This is a genomic window from Geodermatophilus africanus, from assembly GCF_900107105.1.
Lineage (GTDB): Bacteria > Actinomycetota > Actinomycetes > Mycobacteriales > Geodermatophilaceae > Geodermatophilus > Geodermatophilus africanus.
On record NZ_FNOT01000004.1, the window covers coordinates 114,671 to 131,989 of the forward strand.

Below are 17,319 nucleotides of genomic sequence, written 5' to 3' on the forward strand. Positions count from 1 at the left end.
GCTCACCCACCCGGGGGCGCGGTCAGGTGCGGGGGTGGACGACGTTCTGCGCGGCCTCGAGGCCCTGCGCGAGGAGTTCCTCGGCCGCGTCGGCGGCCTCCGCGACCAGGAGGTCGAGCTCCTTGCGCTCGGTGGCGGAGAAGTCCTTGAGGACGAAGTCGGCCGGGTCCTGCCGGCCGGGCGGGCGGCCGATGCCGACGCGCACCCGCAGGTACTCCTTGGTGCCGGTCGACCGGGTGATCGCGCGCAGCCCGTTGTGCCCGCCCTCGCCGCCGCCACGCTTGAGCCGCACGCTGGCGAAGGGGATGTCGAGCTCGTCGTGCAGCACCACGAGGTCGGTGGCCGGGATGGAGTGGTAGTCCAGCAGGCCGCGGACCGGGCCGCCGGACTCGTTCATGTAGGACGTCGGCCGGGCCAGCACGACGCGGCGGCCGGCCAGCCGCCCCTCGCCGATCAGCGTCCGCGCCCGCTTCCCCTTGCCGGGGGACAGCTTCACCCCGGCGCGGGCGGCCAGCTCGTCGAGAACCATCGCGCCGACGTTGTGCCGGTTGGCGGCGTAGGAGGGCCCGGGGTTGCCCAGCCCGACGACGAGGAAGGGGCCCTCGGACACGGCCACAGGGGCGCCGGCATCGCCGGCGCCCCTGCGGGTCGAGCTCTCGGTCAGGACGCTCAGCCCTTCTCGGCGGACTCCATCGACTCGCCGCTGCCCTGGTCCTGGGGCTCGGAGACGACGTCGCCCTCGCCGACGCCCTCCTCGGCGGGCGCGGACTCCTCGCGCTCGATGCCGGCCTCGGCCTCGGCCTCGGCGAGCTCGGCCTCGAGGGCCTCGGCGGTGGGCGCACCGAGGAAGCCGATGACGAGCGCCTCGGCGTCGGTGACCAGCGTGGCGCCGGCGGGCAGCACGATGTCGCCCGCGGTGATGTTCTGCCCGGCGGTTCGACCGGTGACGTCGACCTCGATGGTCTCGGGGAGGTGGGTCGCCTCGGCCTCGATCGAGATGGTGTTGAGCTGGTGGTTCGGGATCGCGTCCACACCGGGTTCGCCCACCACGACGATCGGGACGTCCACGACGGTCTTCTCCCCGCGGCGCACGAGGAGCAGGTCGACGTGCTCGTGGACGCGGGTCAGCGGGTCGCGCTGCACGGACTTGGTGAGCGCCAGCTGCTCCTTGCCGTCCAGGACGACGGTGAGCAGGGCGTTGCTGCCGCCGTTGCGCAGCGCCGCGGCGAACTCGCGGGCCGGCAGGGACAGGTGGACGACGTCCTGGCCGTGCCCGTAGAGGACGGCGGGGACGCGGCCGGCCCGGCGGGTGCGGCGGGCGCCGCCCTTGCCGAACTCGGTGCGGGCCTCGGCGACGAGGCGGAAGTCAGCCACGGTGGTGTGCTCCTCGGGGAGGTGGATCCGGGTCGGTGGCCGGCACACGGCGCGGCACGCCCTCGAGGGCACACGCACGTCGATCACGGAGTCGGAAGGACCGCTCCCTCGCCGGGCAACCTGGTCAGCGTACCCGGGGAGCCGCGGCAGACGCGCAGCGGTCCGTCGGAGCGGGGGCCCGCAGGGTCCCCCGAGGACGGACGGGACGGGGGACGCAGACGCTGGGACAGGAGCCGCCCTGCGAGGCCGGCCTGCCGAGCGGGGCCCGGAGGGTCCCCGAGGAAGGACGTGGGAACAGCTCAGCGCAGGCCGGGGACGGCACGTGGCTGCGGTCGTCGTCCGGTAGGGCGACAGATCAACTCGCCCCGCCGAAGAGGCTGGTCACGGAGCCGTCCTCGAAGACCTCCTTGATCGCGCGCGCGAGCAGCGGGGCGATCGAGAGGACCGTGAGCTTGTCGAACTGGCGAGCCGGCTCGATGGGCAGCGTGTTGGTCACGATGACCTCGCTGACCCGGCTGTTCTTCAGCCGGTCGACCGCCGCGCCGGACAGGACGCCGTGGGTGGCGCAGACGATGACGTCGGCGGCACCGGCGTCGAACAGCGTCTCGGCGGCCTTCACGATCGTGCCGCCGGTGTCGATCATGTCGTCGACCAGGATGCAGACCCGGCCCTCCACCTCACCGACGACGCGGTTGGCGACGACCTCGTTGGGCTTCATCGGGTCGCGGGTCTTGTGGATGAAGGCCAGTGGGACGCCGCCGAGCCTGTCGCTCCACCGCTCCGAGACGCGCACCCGCCCGGAGTCCGGCGAGACCACGGTGATCTCCCGGTCGCCCCAGCGCTCCTTGACGTTCTCGACGAGCAGGTCGAGGGCGAAGAGGTGGTCGACCGGGCCGTCGAAGAAGCCCTGGATCTGCGCGGTGTGCAGGTCGACGGTCATCAGCCGGTCGGCGCCGGCGATCTTGAACATGTCGGCGACCAGGCGGGCGGAGATGGGCTCGCGGCCGCGGTGCTTCTTGTCCTGCCGGGCGTAGGGGAAGAACGGGGCGACGACGGTGATCCGCTTGGCCGACGCGCGCTTGGCGGCGTCCACCATGAGCAGCTGTTCCATGAGCCAGGTGTTGATCGGCGCGGTGTGGCTCTGGACGATGAACGCGTCGCAGCCGCGGACGGACTCCTCGAAGCGGACGAAGAGCTCGCCGTTGGCGAACTCGTAGGACGCGGTGGGCGTCGGCGTCACGCCGAGGTGCCCGGCGATCTCGTCGGCCAGCTCGGGGTGGGCCCGACCGGAGAACAGCATCAGGCTCTTGCTGGTCGTCTGCCGGATCGCGCTCATCGGCTCGTCCACCCCTGCTCGTCGCGTCGGTCGGGCGGCCGGCGGGCCCTACTCGGACGCCTCCGCGCGAGTGTGGGCCGCCGCCTCGGCCCCTGCATCCACGGCCGCCTCGGCGGCCTGCGCGGCGGCCGTCCCGGGACGGCGCCGTCGCACCCAGCCTGCCACATTGCGCTGGCGGGCCCGCGCGACGCCCATCGCCCCCGGGGGGACGTCGTTGGTGATCACCGAGCCGGCCGCGGTGTAGGCGCCGTCCCCCACGGTGACCGGCGCCACGAGCATGGTGTCCGAGCCGATGCGCACGTGGTCGCCGACCCGGGTGTGGTGCTTGGCGACGCCGTCGTAGTTCACGAACACCGTCGCCGCGCCGACGTTCGAGCCCCGCCCGATCGTGGCGTCCCCGACGTAGGACAGGTGGGGCACCTTGGAGTCCTCGCCGACCTGCACGTTCTTGGTCTCGACGAAGGCGCCGACCTTCGACGCGGCCGCCAGCCGGGTGCCCGGGCGCAGGTAGCTGAACGGGCCGACGGTGGCGCGCGGGCCGACGACCGCGCCCAGCACGTGCGAGCGCACCACGCTCGCGCCCTCCTCGACGGTGGTGTCGACGAGGGTGGTGTCCGGGCCGACGACCGCGCCGGTGGCGACCGACGTCGTCCCCCGCAGGTGGACGCCGGGCTCGAGCAGGGCGTCCGCCGCGACGGTGACGGTCACGTCGACCCACGTGGTGGCGGGGTCGACGACGGTGACGCCGGAGCGCATCAGGTCGTCGAGCACGCGGTCGTTGAGGGTGCGGCGGCGGGCGGCGAGCTCCCGGCGGTCGTTGCAGCCGAGCACGTCGACGGGGTCCTCGGCGGGGACGCCGGCGACCGGGGCGCCCTCGGCGACGAGCAGCCCGAGGACGTCGGTGAGGTACTGCTCGCCCTGGTCGTTGTCCTCGCGCAGCGAGCCCAGCGCCCGGCGCAGCGCGGCCGCCTCGCCGACGTAGACGCCGGCGTTGATCTCGCGGATGGCCCGCTGCTCGGGGGTGGCGTCGCGCTGCTCGACGATGGCCCGCACAGCGCCGTCGCCGTCCCGCACGATCCGGCCCAGGCCGGTCGGGTCGTCGACCTCGGCGGTGAGCACGGTGAGCACGGCGCCCGCGGCGCGGTGCGCCTCGACCAGCGCCGTCACCGTCTCCGGGCGCAGCAGCGGGGCGTCGCCGTTGACCAGCAGCACCGGCCCCTCGAGGTCGGGGACGGCGGCCAGCGCGACCGCCGCCGCGTGCCCCGACCCGCGCTGTTCCTCCTGCAGCACCGGCCGCGCGCCCGGGGCGACCTGCGCCAGGTGCTCCTCCACGGCCTCCCGGCCGGCGCCGACCACCACGAGGGTGTGCCGGGCGACCAGCGGCGCGGCCGCGGCCAGGACGTGACCGAGCATGCTGCGCCCGCCGAGGGCGTGCAGCACCTTCGGCGTCGCGGACCTCATCCGGGTGCCCTGCCCGGCGGCGAGGACGACGACGGCGGCGATCCCGCCCTCGGGAGCGGCACCGGGCGGCAGCGGTTCGGACACGGGTCTCCTCGGCCTGGACGTCGACGTCTGCTGGGGGACTCGGACTCGAACCGAGACTTCCCGGCTCCAAAGGCCGGCGGGCTGCCGATTACCCCATCCCCCATCGCGGGCGCGGACGCCGGACCGGCGTCCGACGAGAGCCTAGGCGTCCGCCGCTCGGGCCATCGGGTACCGCGCCCGGGCTCGGCGGGCGGGGCTCCCTACGGTGACGTAGCTTACGGTCCCGTACCGGTACGGCGGCCTCGCCGGACCGCACGACGCGACCTGGAGGCCGCTTGTCCGCTCCTGCCAGCACCCGGCCCACGGCCCCGGTCCGCCGGCCTGCCGACCCCGACGCCGGCCTCCCGGCGAACGCCCTGGGCAAGGAGAAGGGGGCGCTGGAGCAGGTCACCCTCTACGTGTTCGTGGTCGTGCCGTTCCTCGCCCTGGCCGCCGTCGTCCCCGCCGCGTGGGGCTGGGGACTGTCCTGGCTCGACGTGGGTCTGGCGGTCGGCTTCTACGCCCTCACGCTGCTGGGTATCACGGTCGGCTACCACCGGCACTTCACCCACGGCTCGTTCAAGGCCACCCGGCCGCTGCGGATCGCGCTGGCCGTCGTCGGCTGCATGGCGATCCAGGGGCCGGTCGTGCAGTGGGTGGCCGACCACCGCCGTCACCACGCCTTCTCCGACCGCGAGGGTGACCCCCACTCGCCGTGGCGCTACGGCACCGACGCCCGCGCGCTGCTCAAGGGCATGTGGCACGCGCACCTGGGCTGGCTGTTCGACCGGCGGCAGACCAACGCCGAGCGCTATGCCCCCGACCTGATCAAGGACACCGGGCTACGCCGGACCAGCCGGCTGTTCGTCGTGTGGGCGTTCCTCAGCCTGGCGCTGCCGGCCGTCATCGGCGGCCTGGTCACGGCGAGCTGGACCGGCGCCTGGACGGCGTTCTTCTGGGCCGGGCTGGTGCGGGTGGCGCTGCTGCACCACGTGACCTGGTCGATCAACTCGGTCTGCCACGTCGTCGGGGACCGGCCGTTCGTCTCGCGGGACCGCGCCACCAACTTCTGGCCGCTGGCGATCCTCAGCGCTGGGGAGTCCTGGCACAACCTGCACCACGCCGACCCGACCTGCGCCCGGCACGGCGTGCTGCGCGGGCAGGTCGACATCAGCGCCCGGGTGATCTGGCTGTTCGAGAAGCTCGGCTGGGCGCACGCGGTCAAGTGGCCCGACCCGGTCCGGCTGGCGGCCAAGCGCCGCACGCCCGCGACGGCCGCGTCCTGAAGAACACCCCGTCCCCCTCACCCTTCGCAGGCTCAGAGCGAGCCTCTGGACGGGGCCGGAGCGCGTCGGGCGCCGTGGCCGGCGGCGCGGCGCGGCCCCGGGTGCGCATGACCGGTACCCAGCGGCGCCAGCAGCTGCTCGACGTCGGCCGGGAGGTCTTCGCCCGGCGCGGCTACGACGGCACCTCCATCGAGGAGCTGGCCGCGCGCGCCGAGGTCAGCAAGCCGGTGGTCTACGAGCACTTCAGCGGCGGCAAGGAGGAGCTCTACGCCGTCGTCGTCGACCGGGAGATGCAGCGGTTGCTGGACCGCTTCACCGCCGCGCTCGCCGCCGGCGGCTCGCCGCGCCGGCTGCTGGAGCGGGCCGCGCTGGTGCTGCTGGACTACATCGAGGAGGACACCGACGGCTTCCGGGTGCTCTCCCGGGACTCCCCCGTCGCCGGCTCCGCCGACGGCCACGCGTCGCTGATCGGCGAGGTAGCGCACCGGGTCGAGCACGTCATGGGCGCCCAGCTCGACGCCCGGGGCCACGACCCGGCCCCGGCCGGGCTCTACAGCCAGGCCCTGGTCGGGATGGTGGCCCTGGCGGGCCAGTGGTGGCTGGCGCGGCGCTCCCCGGGCAAGGAGGAGGTGGCCGCGCACCTGGTCGACCTCGCCTACGGCGGCCTGGGCCACCTCCAGCCGTCGGCGGGGCGGCGCCCGGCCAGTGGCCCCCTCACAGGTTGAAGGACCCCGTCCTCCCCGCCCTTCGCGAGCTCAGGGCGGTGCCCTGGACGGGGCCGACCCTGGACGGGGACAGGCGGCGCGGGCCCTTCTTCAGCCGACCAGTCGGGCGCCGGGCACGGGGCCGTGGACGGCCCGGACGGTGCGGTACACGCCCTCCCCGGCCAACGCCGCGGTCAGCCGGACGGCGGAGTCCTCGTCCTGGGCGAGCGCGGCCACCGTCGGGCCCGAGCCGCTGACCAGCGCCGCTGCGGCGCCGGCCGAGGTCGCCGCCCGCAGCGCGCGCCGCAGGTCCGGTCGGAGCGTCAGCGCCGGGGGCTGCAGGTCGTTGCCGAGCGCGGCGGCCAGCGCCGGGACCGGCCCGCTGCGCAGCGCCGCGATGACCGGGTCCGGCGAGGCGAGCTCCTCGCCGCCGGGCACCCGGCCCTCGGCCCGCAGCCGGTCGAGCTCGGCGTAGACCGCCGGCGTGGACAGTCCCTCGCCGGCGATGCCGAGCACCCAGTCCCAGCGGCGGCGGGCCAGCACCGGCGACAGCTGCTCGCCCCGGCCGGAGCCCAGGGCCACCCCGCCGAGCAGGCTGAACGGGACGTCGCTGCCGAGCCGGGCGGCGAGCGCGGTCAGCTCTCCGCGGGTGGCGTGCGTGCCCCACAGCGCGTCGAGGGCGACCAGGGCCGCGGCGGCGTCCGCGCTGCCGCCGGCCAGCCCAGCGGCGGCCGGGATCGACTTGTCGATGGTGATGGCGGCGTCGGCGGGCACCCCGGCGCGCTCGGCGAGCAGCTCGGCGGCCCGCCAGACCAGGTTGCGGCGGTCGGTCGGGACGGCGTCGGGGCCGGTGCCCGTGGTCCCCTCGCCGGTGACGCTGAGGGAGAGCCCAGCGCCGGGCCGCACGGTCACCGTGTCGAACAGCGAGACGGCCAGGTAGACGGTGCGCAGCTCGTGGAAGCCGTCCGGGCGCAGCGGCCCGACCGCGAGGTGCACGTTGACCTTGGCCGGCGCCCGGGCGACGACGCCACCGTCGCCGGCCAGCCGGCCGGGTCCCCCGGGTGAGGACCAGCTCATGCCGGGACCTGCGTCGCGGCCAGTCGGGCGAAGTCCGCGATCGACAGCTGCTCGCCGCGGGTGGTCGGGTCGATGCCCGCGGCGCGCAGCCGGGCCTCGGCGGCGGCCGGGCTGCCGGCCCAGCGGGCCAGTGCCGCCCGGAGCCCCTTGCGGCGGGTGGCGAAGGCGGCGTCGACGACGGCGAAGGTCGCGGCGCGGTCCCCGGGTGGCGGCGGACGGCGGTCCAGGGCGACCAGGCCGGAGTCGACGTTGGGCTCGGGCCAGAAGACCCGGCGTCCGACGTTGCCGGCCCGCCGCACGTCGCCGTACCAGGCGGCCTTCGCCGACGGCACGCCGTAGGCCGTCGAGCCCGGGGCCGCGGCGAGCCGCTCGGCGACCTCGGCCTGGACGAGCACCAGCGCGCGCCGCAGCGTGGGCAGCAGCTCCAGCAGGTGCAGCAGGACGGGCACCGCCACGTTGTACGGCAGATTGGCGACCAGCGCCGTCGGGGCGGGGTCGGGGAGCCCCTGGACGCGCAGCGCGTCGGCCTCGACGACGGTCAGCCGGCCGGCCAGCGTCGGAGCACGCTCGGCGGCGGTGCGCGGCAGCAGCGCGGCCAGCCGCGGGTCGATCTCGACCGCGGTGACGTGCGCGGCGACGGGGAGCAGCCCGAGGGTCAGCGAGCCGAGCCCCGGGCCGACCTCGAGCACGACGTCCTGCGGGGTGAGCTCGGCGGTGCGCACGATCCGCCGGATGGTGTTCGCGTCGTGCAGGAAGTTCTGCCCGAGGGTCTTGGTCGGACGCAGCTCGAGCTGCTGGGCCAGGTCGCGGATGGCGGCCGGTCCCAGCAGCCCGTCCGTGTGCTCGGGTGGCGTGCTCAGCAGGATCCGATCAGTTGAAGAGGCGCGAGCCGCAGTGCGGCCACTGGCCGGCGCCGGAGCGCTGGTAGAGCAGCTGCGCACGGTAGGTCTGCTCGTCGGCCGAGGCGGCGGCCGGGTCGCCGCTGCCCCCGACAGCGTTCCACGTCGCCTGCGAGAACTGGTACATGCCCCGGTATTTGCCGGTGCCGCTCACCGCGCTCGGGCGCCCGCCGGACTCGCACGCCGCCAGGGCGGCCCAGTCCAGGCCGTCCGCGCTGGGCTTGTTGCCCGGGCGGGGCTTGGTGCCGACGGTGACCAGCTCGTCGACCGGCTCGCGGGTGACCGTGGTGGCCAGCTGCTCGCGGGCGGTCTCGAAGCCGTCGGTGACGGTGACCCGGAAGGTGGTCACCTGCTCGCCCTCGACGCCCTCCTGCGTGACCGTCTCGTCGCCCACGAACGCGTTGGCGTCCTCGGTCTCGACGGTCCGGTAGTCGATCGGCGTGGGGACGGCGATCTCGCCGACCTGCACGCGGAAGACCTGCAGCCGCATGTGCGCCAGCAGCGCCTGCTCCGGGTACAGGCTGGTCCGGTCGGTCGCGCCGAGCGCCACGCCCTGCTCGGCGAGCAGGTCGCCGGCGGTGGCCGCGGTGGTGGTGACCATCCGCTCCTGGCCGTCGACGACGAGGGTCACGGCCTTGGGCGTGGTGATCGAGAGCGCCATGCCGTCGAGCGGGAGGCGCTCGTTGCGGCTGGCGGAGACGACGAGGTCCTCGGCGCGGTAGCCGAGCTGGGCCAGCGCCTCGTCGACCGACAGCGCGGTCACGTAGACCTCGCTCTGCACGCCGTCCACGGTGAGGGTGAGCGGGCGGGCGCGGTTGAGCACCACCGTGTCGCCGTCCGCGACGCCGGCCGCGGGGTCGGGCAGGACGACGTCGTGCGACTGCGTCTCGAGCCCCTCCTCCTCGAGCACCTCGCCGACGGTGCCGGCGTAGGTGCGCACCTCCCGCGGCTGCCCGTCGACGGTGAGCGTCAGGGACTTCTGCGCGGCGACGTAGGCCACGGAACCGCCCACGAGTCCCAGCAGGACCAGGGCGAAGAGGACGGACTTCAGCGATCGGGGCACGACTCTTCCAGGGGCTCAGGAGACCCGGGTTGAGGGGCGCACGGGCACCACGCCGGCTGGCGGGTACCGAGCGCGTCCCGGCCCGGACGGCGGACGACCGGGAGGCTGAGCTCCCGGTCGCGGTGCCCTCCGGGTGGGTCCCCACCCCGGCTGGTCACGACACGATAACGGAGGCGATGCGTCTGACTTCGGTGCGTGATGAGTGAACCAGCGAGGCGAGATGTCGACTCGGGGACGCGCCGACACGGTCGGTGACGGGCGCGCCGGGTGGGACGGGTGTGACGACTGCGCAGGGTGAGGTCAGCAAGGTGATCGAGCCCAGAGCACGATCACGCCGACGGCACAGGGCCTGGGAACTATGCCAACGAGGGCCGCCCGCGAGGCGGCGCGAGGAGTGGGGGCCGGAGGCTCCCGCGATCGAGCGCCGGGCAGGGCTCAACGCAGGTCGGGGACGGCACCTGGCCGCGGTGCGGTCCGGAGGACCGCGAGGTCATCGCGCGAGGAGTGGGGGCCGGAGGCTCCCGCGATCGAGCGCCGGGCAGGGCTCAACGCAGGTCGGGGACGGCACCTGGCCGCGGTGCGGTCCGGAGGACCGCGAGGTCATCGCGCGAGGAGTGGGGGCCGGAGGCTCCCGCGATCGAGCGGCCGGCAGGGCTCAACGCAGGTCGGGGACGACACCTGGCCGCGGTGCGGTCCGGAGGACCGCGAGGTCATCGCGCGAGGAGTGGGGGCGGGACCCTCCCGCGATCGAGCGCCGGGCAGGGCTCAACACAGGTCGGGAACGGCACCTGGCCGCGGTGCGGTCCAGAGGACCGCGAGGTCATCGATCACACGGTCAGTGCCCGGTCGTCGACCCGCACCGGCCGCAGCCAGGTGACCAGGAAGACGGCCAGCGCGAGGCCCGCGGCCAGCCCGGCGAAGCCGCCGGCGACGAGTGCGACGGGCAGCAGGTCGAAGCCCCGGGTCACGCGGTCGCCGAGGTCGATGCCCGCCGCCAGGAGCAGCGTCCCCAGCGGCAGCAGGGCCAGCACGCTGACGGCCGCGGTGACCAGGTGCGCCGTCCAGGTGCGCAGCGCCTCGTCGAGCGGCACATCGGCTCCCTCGGCGGGCAGCGGCCGCAGCTGCGCCCGGAGCAGCGCGACCTCGGCGAGCACCCAGGCGGCCAGCGGGACGACGACGGCGACCCAGCCGACGCTGTCGGGCAGCTCGCCGCGCCGCCACATGAGGACGGCCGCGACCAGCTCGGCGAGGGCGACCGCGCGCATCGACCAGACCAGCACCATCGAGATCAGCTCGGACTGGCGCGGCCGGCGCGGCGGGGACCCGGCCCGCCAGCGCGGCCGGGGGCGGGTCCCCTCGGCGAGGACGACCCCCAGCAACAGTCCGAGGACGAGCGCCGGCAGCCAGAGGAAGACCGAGGCCTCGGCGAACAGCGCGATGCTGACGCCGATGCCGGCCAGCCCGAGCAGGAAGCCCAGCCGGCGCACGCGGCGTCCGTGCTGGGCCTGACGTGCCAGGGTGGCGAGCCCCTCCGGCGTGGGCGTGGTGAAGCCGACCGCCGCGGCGGCGACGGCCCGGCGGCCGGCGGCCAGGGCCCAGGCGCGGGCGAGCAGGACACCGGGGACCAGCACGGCGATGAAGAGGACGACGGCGATGAGGCGGCCCACGTCGCCAGTGTCCCCCCGAACGGCGCCACGTGACGTGTCGCTGCCATGACACTGCGATCCGGGCCGTCGGTGGCCTCGCTGCAGGGTCCCGCGGCGAGCGCCAGCGAGGCGTGGGGGCAGCGGGGTCCTTTAACTACCACGCCCCGAAGACGCGTTCGGCGGTCGCGGTGAGGTGGACGCAGAGCTCCCCGAGCTCGACACCGGTGACCTCGGCCAGCGCGCGCACGGTGTGCGGTACCAGCCGGGAGGCGTTGGGCCGGCCGCGGAAGGGCACCGGGGTGAGGAACGGCGAGTCGGTCTCCACGAGCAGCTGCTCGACTGGTGTGAGCGCGGCGGCCTCCCGCAGGTAGCCGGCGTTGGCGAAGGTGAGCGTGCCGGCGAAGGAGAGCACGAAGCCCCGCTGGACGCACGCCTTCGCGAACGCGGCGTCGCCCGAGAAGCAGTGCATGACGACGTGCTCCGGCGCGCCCTCGTCGTCGACCACCCGGAGGATCTCCTCGTGGGCGTCGCGGTCGTGGACGACCAGCGCCACGCCGTGCTCCTTGGCGATCCGGACGTGCGCCCGGAAGGACGCCTCCTGCGCCGCCCAGCCCTCGGGCCCGGTGCGGTAGCGGTCCAGGCCGGTCTCCCCCACCGCCCGCACCCGCGGCAGCGCCGCCAGCCGGTCGATCTCGGCCAGCGCGTCGTCGGTCGCCGCGCCCTGCCCCGCCTCGTTCGGGTGCAGGGCCACGGCGGCCAGCACGTGGGGGTGCCGGGCGGCGAGCTCGGCCGACCAGCGGGACGACCCGACGTCCACCCCGACCTGCACCAGCCGCGGGACGCCCACGGCGGCGGCGGCCGCGATCTCGGCGTCGACGTCCTCGGGGGCCGGCGGCTGCCCGCCCTCGGGGCGGAAGCCGTCGAGCACGATGTCGAGGTGGGTGTGGCTGTCGACCGCCGATCCGGGCAGTGGCTCGGGGGACGGCGGCGGCTCGCCCCGCCGGTTCGCCCGCGAGGCGGCCGACCGGCTCACACCAGGCCCTCGCTGGCGCCCAGGCTCAACTCTCGCCGGGCCGCTCTGTCCATCGGTGAGCTCGCGAGCTCGCTCACTGGTCCCCTTCCAGCCGGCGCAGCTCCTCCTCGACGATCGACTCGTCGAGCTTCTTGAACACCGGGGTGGGTGGCGACAGCGGTGTCCCCGGCGGCAGCGGCCGGGAGGCCCAGACGGCCTGCCCGTCGCCGTGGTCGCCGGTGATGATCGGGTAGGGCGAGCCGTCGTCGAGGTCGGTGACCTCCTCGATCCGCGGCGCCGGCGACCACACGCCGGTGCCGCCGAGCAGCTCGTGCACCTTCTGCGCGGAGTGCGGGAGGAACGGGGTGAGCAGCGTGTTGCAGTCGCTGACCGCCTGGAGCGCGGTGTGCAGCACGGTGTCCCGGCGGGCCGGGTCCTCCTTGAGCTTCCACGGCGCCTGGTCGGACAGGTACTTGTTGGCCTCGCCGACCACCCGCATCGCCTCCGTGGCCGCGGCCTTCTGCCGGTTGCGCGACAGCAGCTCACCGACCGGGCCGAACGCGCCCTGCGTGGCCGACAGCAGCGCGCGGTCGGCGTCGGTCAGCTCGCCCGGCGTCGGGACGGCGCCGACGTTCTTCGCGGCCATCGAGACCGTGCGGTTGACGAGGTTGCCCCAGCCGGCGACCAGCTCGTCGTTGTTGCGCCGCAGGAACTCCGCCCAGGTGAAGTCGGTGTCCTGGCTCTCCGGCCCGGCCGCGGCGATGAAGTAGCGCAGCGCGTCGGCGTCGTAGCGGGCCAGGAAGTCGCGCACGTAGATGACGACCTGGCGGGACGAGGAGAACTTGCGCCCCTCCATGGTCAGGAACTCGCTGGAGACCACCTCGGTCGGCAGGTTGAGCCGGCCCAGCGAGCCCGCCGTCCCGCCCTTGTCGCCCTCGCCGTTGTAGCCGAGCAACTGGGCGGGCCAGATCTCGGCGTGGAAGACGATGTTGTCCTTGCCCATGAAGTAGTAGGCGTCGGCGTCCGGCGTCTGCCACCACTGGCGCCACGCGTCGTCGTCCCCGGAGCGGCGCGCCCACTCGATGGAGGCCGACAGGTAGCCGACGACGGCGTCGAACCACACGTAGATCCGCTTGTCGGGGCGGTCCCGCCAACCGTCGAGCGGCACCGGCACGCCCCAGTCGATGTCGCGGGTGTAGCTGCGCGGCTTGAGGTCGGTGAGCAGGTTCTTCGCGAAGTTGAGGACGTTGGGCCGCCACCCCTTGCGGCTGTCGAGCCAGTCGCCGAGCGAGCGGGTGAAGGCCGGCAGGTCGAGGAAGTAGTGCTCCTCCTCGACGAACTTCGGCGTCTCGCCGTTGATCCGGCTCCTGGGGTTGATCAGGTCGACCGGGTCGAGCTGGTTGCCGCAGTTGTCGCACTGGTCGCCGCGGGCGCCGTCGTAACCGCAGATCGGGCAGGTGCCCTCGATGTAGCGGTCGGGCAGGGTGCGCCCGGTCGACGGGCTGATCGCGCCGAGCGTCGTCCTCGGGAAGACGTAGCCGTTCTTCAGCAACCCCAGGAAGATTTCCTGGCTGATCGCCGCGTGGTTGGCCGTCGTCGTCCGGGTGAACAGGTCGTAGGACAGCCCGAGCGACTGGAGGTCGCCGACGATGACCCGGTTGTTGCGGTCGGCGATCTCCCGGGGGGTCACGCCCTCGGCGTCGGCGGCGACCGTGATCGGCGTCCCGTGCTCGTCGGTGCCGCTGACCATCAGCACCCGGTCGCCCGCCATCCGGTGGTAGCGGCTGAAGACGTCGGAGGGGACGCCGAAGCCGGAGACGTGGCCGATGTGCCGCGGGCCGTTGGCGTAGGGCCAGGCCACGGCGGTCAGGATGTGCCGATCACTCACGGCACGAGCCTAGGCGGCGGCGTCCACCGGGTTCAGTGCTGGCCGGTGCCCGCGGTCGCCGGGGCGTCGGGGACCGCGGCGGGCACCGGGGTGGTGAGCGCGACGGCGAACAGCGCCAGGCCGATGACGGCGAGGGTGGCCAGCCGGGTCCGCGGGCCGGCGGCGGCGGGCTCGGGACGGCGGACCGGGGCACGCGGTCCCTCCGCGACCCACGCCGCCAGCGAAGGCGCGCCGGCGAGCAGCAGCTTGCCGACCGGCACGCCCAGGACCAGCAGCGCCAGTGCCGGCAGCGGCAGGCCGACCGGCAGCGGATCGAACAGCGGGGTGAGCAGCGCGAGCGCCAGCAGTGCCCCCACCAGCGCGATCTCGGTGGTGGCGACGGCGGTGTAGAGCCACCGGCCCGACCCGTCGAGCAGCAGCACCCCGCCACCGCCGCACAGCACCACCCACCCGGCGAGCAGGAGCAGCACGACGGCGACGACCGGGCCCGCCGGCCGCAGCGGGGACAGCAGCAGGCCGTCCAGCCCGGTCAGCCCACCGGCCAGCAGCGCGACCGCCTCCGCCACGCCGACGGCGGCGGCCGCCAGAACGGCGGCCGGCGGCCGGCGCCGGTCGGTGGACGACGGCACGCGGGGGGTCGCGCGGGCGTCGAGGACGGTGCTCGCCACGGGTGTGCTCTCCCTGGCCGGGGACGTCGGTCACCGGTCGGGTCGGCGCCCGGAGCGGGCGACTGGAGGGCGTGCGCGGGCGGCCTCACCCCTCCGAGGGGCTCAGCGGCGGGCGATGTTGTCGGCAGCCGACATCCGCACCCCGGTGGCCATCCGGCTGTGGCTGCGGCCGTACACGTAGTACATGCCGATACCGAGGGCCATCCAGACGAGGAAGCGCAGCCAGGTGTCGGCCGGCAGGTTGGACATCAGCCACAGGGAGGCGGCCGCAGAGACCCACGGCAGCACGTTGATGAGCGGGACCTTGAAGGAGCGGTGCAGGTCCGGACGGGTGCGCCGCAGCCACCACACCCCGATCGACACGAGGAAGAACGCGAAGAGCGTGCCGATGTTCACCAGCTCGGCGAGCGCGGTGAGCGGGACGAACCCGGCGAGCAGCGCGACCACGATCCCGGTGGCGATGGTGATGCGGTAGGGGGTGCCGTACCGCGGGTGGACCTTCGCCAGCCCCGGCGGCAGCAGGTGGTCCCGGCTCATCGCGAACAGGACCCGGGACTGACCCAGCATCAGGATCATCACCACCGAGGTCAGCCCCGCCAGCGCGCCCAGCGAGATGATGCTGGAGAAGACCGGCATCCCGTTGGCCGAGAACGCCCCCGCCAGCGGCGCGGTCGCGCTCAGCTCGGTGTAGTTCTGCATGCCGACGACGACCAGCGAGACCGCCACGTAGAGCGCGGTGCAGATCGCCAGCGAGCCGAGGATCCCGCGCGGCATGTCCCGCTTGGGGTCGCGGGTCTCCTCCGCGGCGGTGGCCACGATGTCGAAGCCGATGAAGGCGAAGAACACGATCGCGGCGCCGGCGAGCACGCCGCCCCAGCCGAAGGTGCCGGGGCTGAACCCGGTGAGCACCGAGATCAGCGGCGTGTGCAGCCAGCCCTCCTCCCCTGCGGCCGCGGGCTCCGCCGGCGGGACGAACGGCGAGTAGTTCTCGGCCCGGGTGTAGAAGAACCCGACCACGATTACCAGCAGGACGACGACCAGCTTGATCGCGACGATGATGGCGGTGACCCGTGACGAGAGCTTGATCCCGAGGATCAGCACGCCGGTCATCACCAGGGTGATGAGGATCGCCGGGATGTTGACCGTCGCCGTCTCCCCCGCGATCGACGTCGGCAACGGCGTGCCGATGTCGTCGAGCAGCTGGTTGAGGTAGCCGGACCAGCCGACGGACACCGTCGCGGCGCCGAGCGCGAGCTCGAGGACGAGGTCCCAGCCGATGATCCAGGCGATGAACTCGCCGAACGTGGCGTAGGAGAACGTGTACGCCGACCCGGCGACCGGCACCGTCGAGGCGAACTCGGCGTAGCAGAGCGCGGCCAGCCCGCACACCACGCCGGCGATGACGAACGAGATCGCCACGGCGGGGCCGGCCTGGTCCCGGGCGACGATGCCGGTGAGCACGAAGATGCCGGTGCCGATGATCACGCCGACGCCGAAGACGGTGAGGTCCAGGCCCGACAGGTTCTTCTTGAGCCGGTGCTCCGGCTCGTCGGTGTCGCGGATCGAGTCCTCGACGGACTTCACCCGGCGGGCGTTGGTGGCCACGACGTCCCCTCCCCACGGCACGGTCGGACCCCGGCAGCGTGGCACGGGACGGGCCGGACCGCATGCCTACGCTGCCTGCATCGACCCGGTGCGGAGAGGAGTGCGGATGCCCGGCACGGAGGTCCCCCGCGAGACGCCCGGCGCGCTGCCGACGGAGCTGCCGTCGACCCGCCCGCGGCCCGAGGGCCGGCCGCGCACGACGCCGTCCCGACCGGACGGTGCCGGCCCGGTGGTCGACTGCGCCGTCTACGTCGACGGACGCCGCGAGCCCCCGGTCGAGCCGCACGAGGCGCTGCGGGCGGCGGTGGACCGCGGCGGCTTCGTCTGGCTCGGGCTCTACGCGCCGACCGAGGAGGAGCTCGGCACCATCGCCGGCCACTACGGGCTGCACCCGCTGGCGGTCGAGGACGCGGTGTACGCCCACCAGCGGCCCAAGCTCGAGCGCTACGACGACGTCCTGTTCATGGTGCTGACCACCGCCCGGTACGTGGAGCACGACCGGCTGACCGCGACCAGCGAGGTCGTCGACACCGGCGAGGTGATGGTGTTCGTCGGCCCGAACTACGTCATCACCGTGCGGCACGGCGAGCACGGCGGCCTGGCCGACCTGCGCCGCAGCCTGGAGTCACAGCCCGACCTGCTGTGCCTGGGACCCTCCTCGGTGCTCTACTCGGTGGCCGACCACGTGGTGGACGCCTTCGTGGACGTCGCGGCCGCGGTCGAGGAGGACGTCGACGAGCTCGAGGCCTCGGTGTTCAGCCCGGAGCGCACCGACGACATCGGCCGGCTGTACCAGCTCAAGCGGGAGCTGCTGTCGCTGCGCCGGGCGGTCTCCCCGCTGGAGGTCCCGCTGCAGAAGCTGGCCGAGAAGCAGATCGACGTCGTCCCGGCGGCGATGCGGTCCTACTTCCGCGACGTCGAGGACCACGCCATCCGGGTGCGCGACCAGGTCGCCGCCCTCGACGAGCTGCTCACCTCGATCCTGCAGGCGTCGCTGGCCCGCACGTCGATGACCGACAACGAGGACATGCGCAAGATCAGCGCCTGGGCCGGGATCATCGCCGTCCCCACCGCGATCGCCGGCATCTACGGGATGAACTTCGAGTACATGCCCGAGCTGCGGTGGCGCTACGGCTACTTCGTGGTGCTGGTGGTGATCATCGGCACCTGCCTGCTGCTCTACCGCGGCTTCAAGCGCAACGGCTGGCTGTAGCGGCCCGCGCCTGTGCGCCCACTG

General features: G+C 74.3%; 15 protein-coding genes and 1 tRNA gene. 3 read left to right on the forward strand and 13 right to left on the reverse strand.

What is annotated here, in order from left to right:
• Window positions 1-22: 22 nt before the first annotated feature.
• The 5 genes from pth to BLW63_RS08320 all read right to left on the reverse strand — a co-directional run bounded on the left by pth (window position 23) and on the right by BLW63_RS08320 (window position 4,358).
• Window positions 23-610 (reverse strand): aminoacyl-tRNA hydrolase, encoded by a 588-nt coding sequence (gene pth / locus BLW63_RS08300; RefSeq protein ID WP_091154752.1) that lies wholly within the window; start codon window positions 608-610, stop codon window positions 23-25.
• 59 nt (window positions 611-669) lie between these two features.
• A complete protein-coding gene (locus tag BLW63_RS08305; protein WP_091154754.1) occupies window positions 670-1,374 on the reverse strand; it encodes a 50S ribosomal protein L25/general stress protein Ctc in 705 nt (234 codons plus the stop codon).
• Between the two features lie 355 nt (window positions 1,375-1,729).
• Window positions 1,730-2,710: a ribose-phosphate diphosphokinase gene (locus BLW63_RS08310; RefSeq protein WP_091154757.1), complete on the reverse strand. Its 981-nt coding sequence runs from the start codon at window positions 2,708-2,710 to the stop codon at window positions 1,730-1,732.
• A 48-nt stretch (window positions 2,711-2,758) separates the two neighbouring features.
• Window positions 2,759-4,255 carry a bifunctional UDP-N-acetylglucosamine diphosphorylase/glucosamine-1-phosphate N-acetyltransferase GlmU gene (gene glmU / locus BLW63_RS08315; protein WP_091153597.1) on the reverse strand — a complete coding sequence of 499 codons (1,497 nt, stop codon included), beginning with the start codon at window positions 4,253-4,255 and terminating at the stop codon, window positions 2,759-2,761.
• A 30-nt stretch (window positions 4,256-4,285) separates the two neighbouring features.
• Window positions 4,286-4,358: transfer RNA gene (locus BLW63_RS08320), tRNA-Gln, on the reverse strand.
• A gap of 172 nt (window positions 4,359-4,530) precedes the next feature.
• On the opposite strand from BLW63_RS08320, the gene BLW63_RS08325 reads away from it, so the two are divergent.
• Together BLW63_RS08325 and BLW63_RS08330 are read left to right on the forward strand one after the other, a co-directional pair.
• Window positions 4,531-5,520 (forward strand): acyl-CoA desaturase, encoded by a 990-nt coding sequence (locus BLW63_RS08325; protein ID WP_091153601.1) that lies wholly within the window; start codon window positions 4,531-4,533, stop codon window positions 5,518-5,520.
• Between the two features lie 107 nt (window positions 5,521-5,627).
• A complete protein-coding gene (locus BLW63_RS08330) occupies window positions 5,628-6,245 on the forward strand; it encodes a TetR/AcrR family transcriptional regulator (RefSeq protein WP_091154760.1) in 618 nt (205 codons plus the stop codon).
• Between the two features lie 90 nt (window positions 6,246-6,335).
• Here the strand turns inward: BLW63_RS08330 and BLW63_RS08335 are convergent, their stop codons facing one another.
• The 8 genes from BLW63_RS08335 to BLW63_RS08370 form a co-directional block, all read right to left on the reverse strand.
• Window positions 6,336-7,301, reverse strand: a complete 966-nt coding sequence (locus BLW63_RS08335) for a 4-(cytidine 5'-diphospho)-2-C-methyl-D-erythritol kinase (RefSeq protein WP_091153604.1) — start codon at window positions 7,299-7,301, stop codon at window positions 6,336-6,338.
• On the reverse strand, window positions 7,298-8,242 hold the full coding sequence (rsmA, locus tag BLW63_RS08340) for a 16S rRNA (adenine(1518)-N(6)/adenine(1519)-N(6))-dimethyltransferase RsmA (RefSeq protein WP_244522443.1): 945 nt from the start codon (window positions 8,240-8,242) through the stop codon (window positions 7,298-7,300). The genes BLW63_RS08335 and rsmA overlap by 4 nt, the downstream gene beginning before the upstream one ends.
• Window positions 8,172-9,263 (reverse strand): resuscitation-promoting factor, encoded by a 1,092-nt coding sequence (locus BLW63_RS08345; protein WP_091153607.1) that lies wholly within the window; start codon window positions 9,261-9,263, stop codon window positions 8,172-8,174. Before BLW63_RS08345 ends, rsmA begins: the two co-directional genes overlap by 71 nt.
• An 827-nt stretch (window positions 9,264-10,090) precedes the next feature.
• The gene (locus tag BLW63_RS08350; protein ID WP_091153610.1) at window positions 10,091-10,930 is read right to left on the reverse strand and encodes a hypothetical protein; all 840 of its coding nucleotides are present in this window, start codon (window positions 10,928-10,930) and stop codon (window positions 10,091-10,093) included.
• Window positions 10,931-11,063: 133 nt separating this feature from the next.
• Window positions 11,064-11,942, reverse strand: coding sequence for a TatD family hydrolase (locus BLW63_RS08355; protein ID WP_091153614.1), 879 nt, complete (start codon window positions 11,940-11,942; stop codon window positions 11,064-11,066).
• 73 nt (window positions 11,943-12,015) lie between these two features.
• A complete protein-coding gene (gene metG / locus BLW63_RS08360) occupies window positions 12,016-13,809 on the reverse strand; it encodes a methionine--tRNA ligase (RefSeq protein WP_091153619.1) in 1,794 nt (597 codons plus the stop codon).
• Window positions 13,810-13,841: 32 nt separating this feature from the next.
• Window positions 13,842-14,477, reverse strand: coding sequence for a hypothetical protein (locus BLW63_RS08365; RefSeq protein WP_091153623.1), 636 nt, complete (start codon window positions 14,475-14,477; stop codon window positions 13,842-13,844).
• Window positions 14,478-14,579: 102 nt separating this feature from the next.
• Window positions 14,580-16,082, reverse strand: a complete 1,503-nt coding sequence (locus BLW63_RS08370) for an amino acid permease (protein WP_091153626.1) — start codon at window positions 16,080-16,082, stop codon at window positions 14,580-14,582.
• Between the two features lie 106 nt (window positions 16,083-16,188).
• On the opposite strand from BLW63_RS08370, the gene corA reads away from it, so the two are divergent.
• Entirely contained in the window at window positions 16,189-17,295 is a 1,107-nt protein-coding gene (corA, locus tag BLW63_RS08375; protein ID WP_091153630.1) for a magnesium/cobalt transporter CorA, read from the forward strand.
• Window positions 17,296-17,319: the final 24 nt, after the last annotated feature.

Coding starts and splice junctions, on each gene's coding strand:
- corA (WP_091153630.1), top strand. CDS start 16,189: ATGCCCGGCACGGAGGTCCCCCGCGAGACGCCCGGCGCGCTGCCGACG.
- BLW63_RS08335 (WP_091153604.1), bottom strand. CDS start 7,301: ATGAGCTGGTCCTCACCCGGGGGACCCGGCCGGCTGGCCGGCGACGGT.
- BLW63_RS08330 (WP_091154760.1), top strand. CDS start 5,628: ATGACCGGTACCCAGCGGCGCCAGCAGCTGCTCGACGTCGGCCGGGAG.
- BLW63_RS08310 (WP_091154757.1), bottom strand. CDS start 2,710: ATGAGCGCGATCCGGCAGACGACCAGCAAGAGCCTGATGCTGTTCTCC.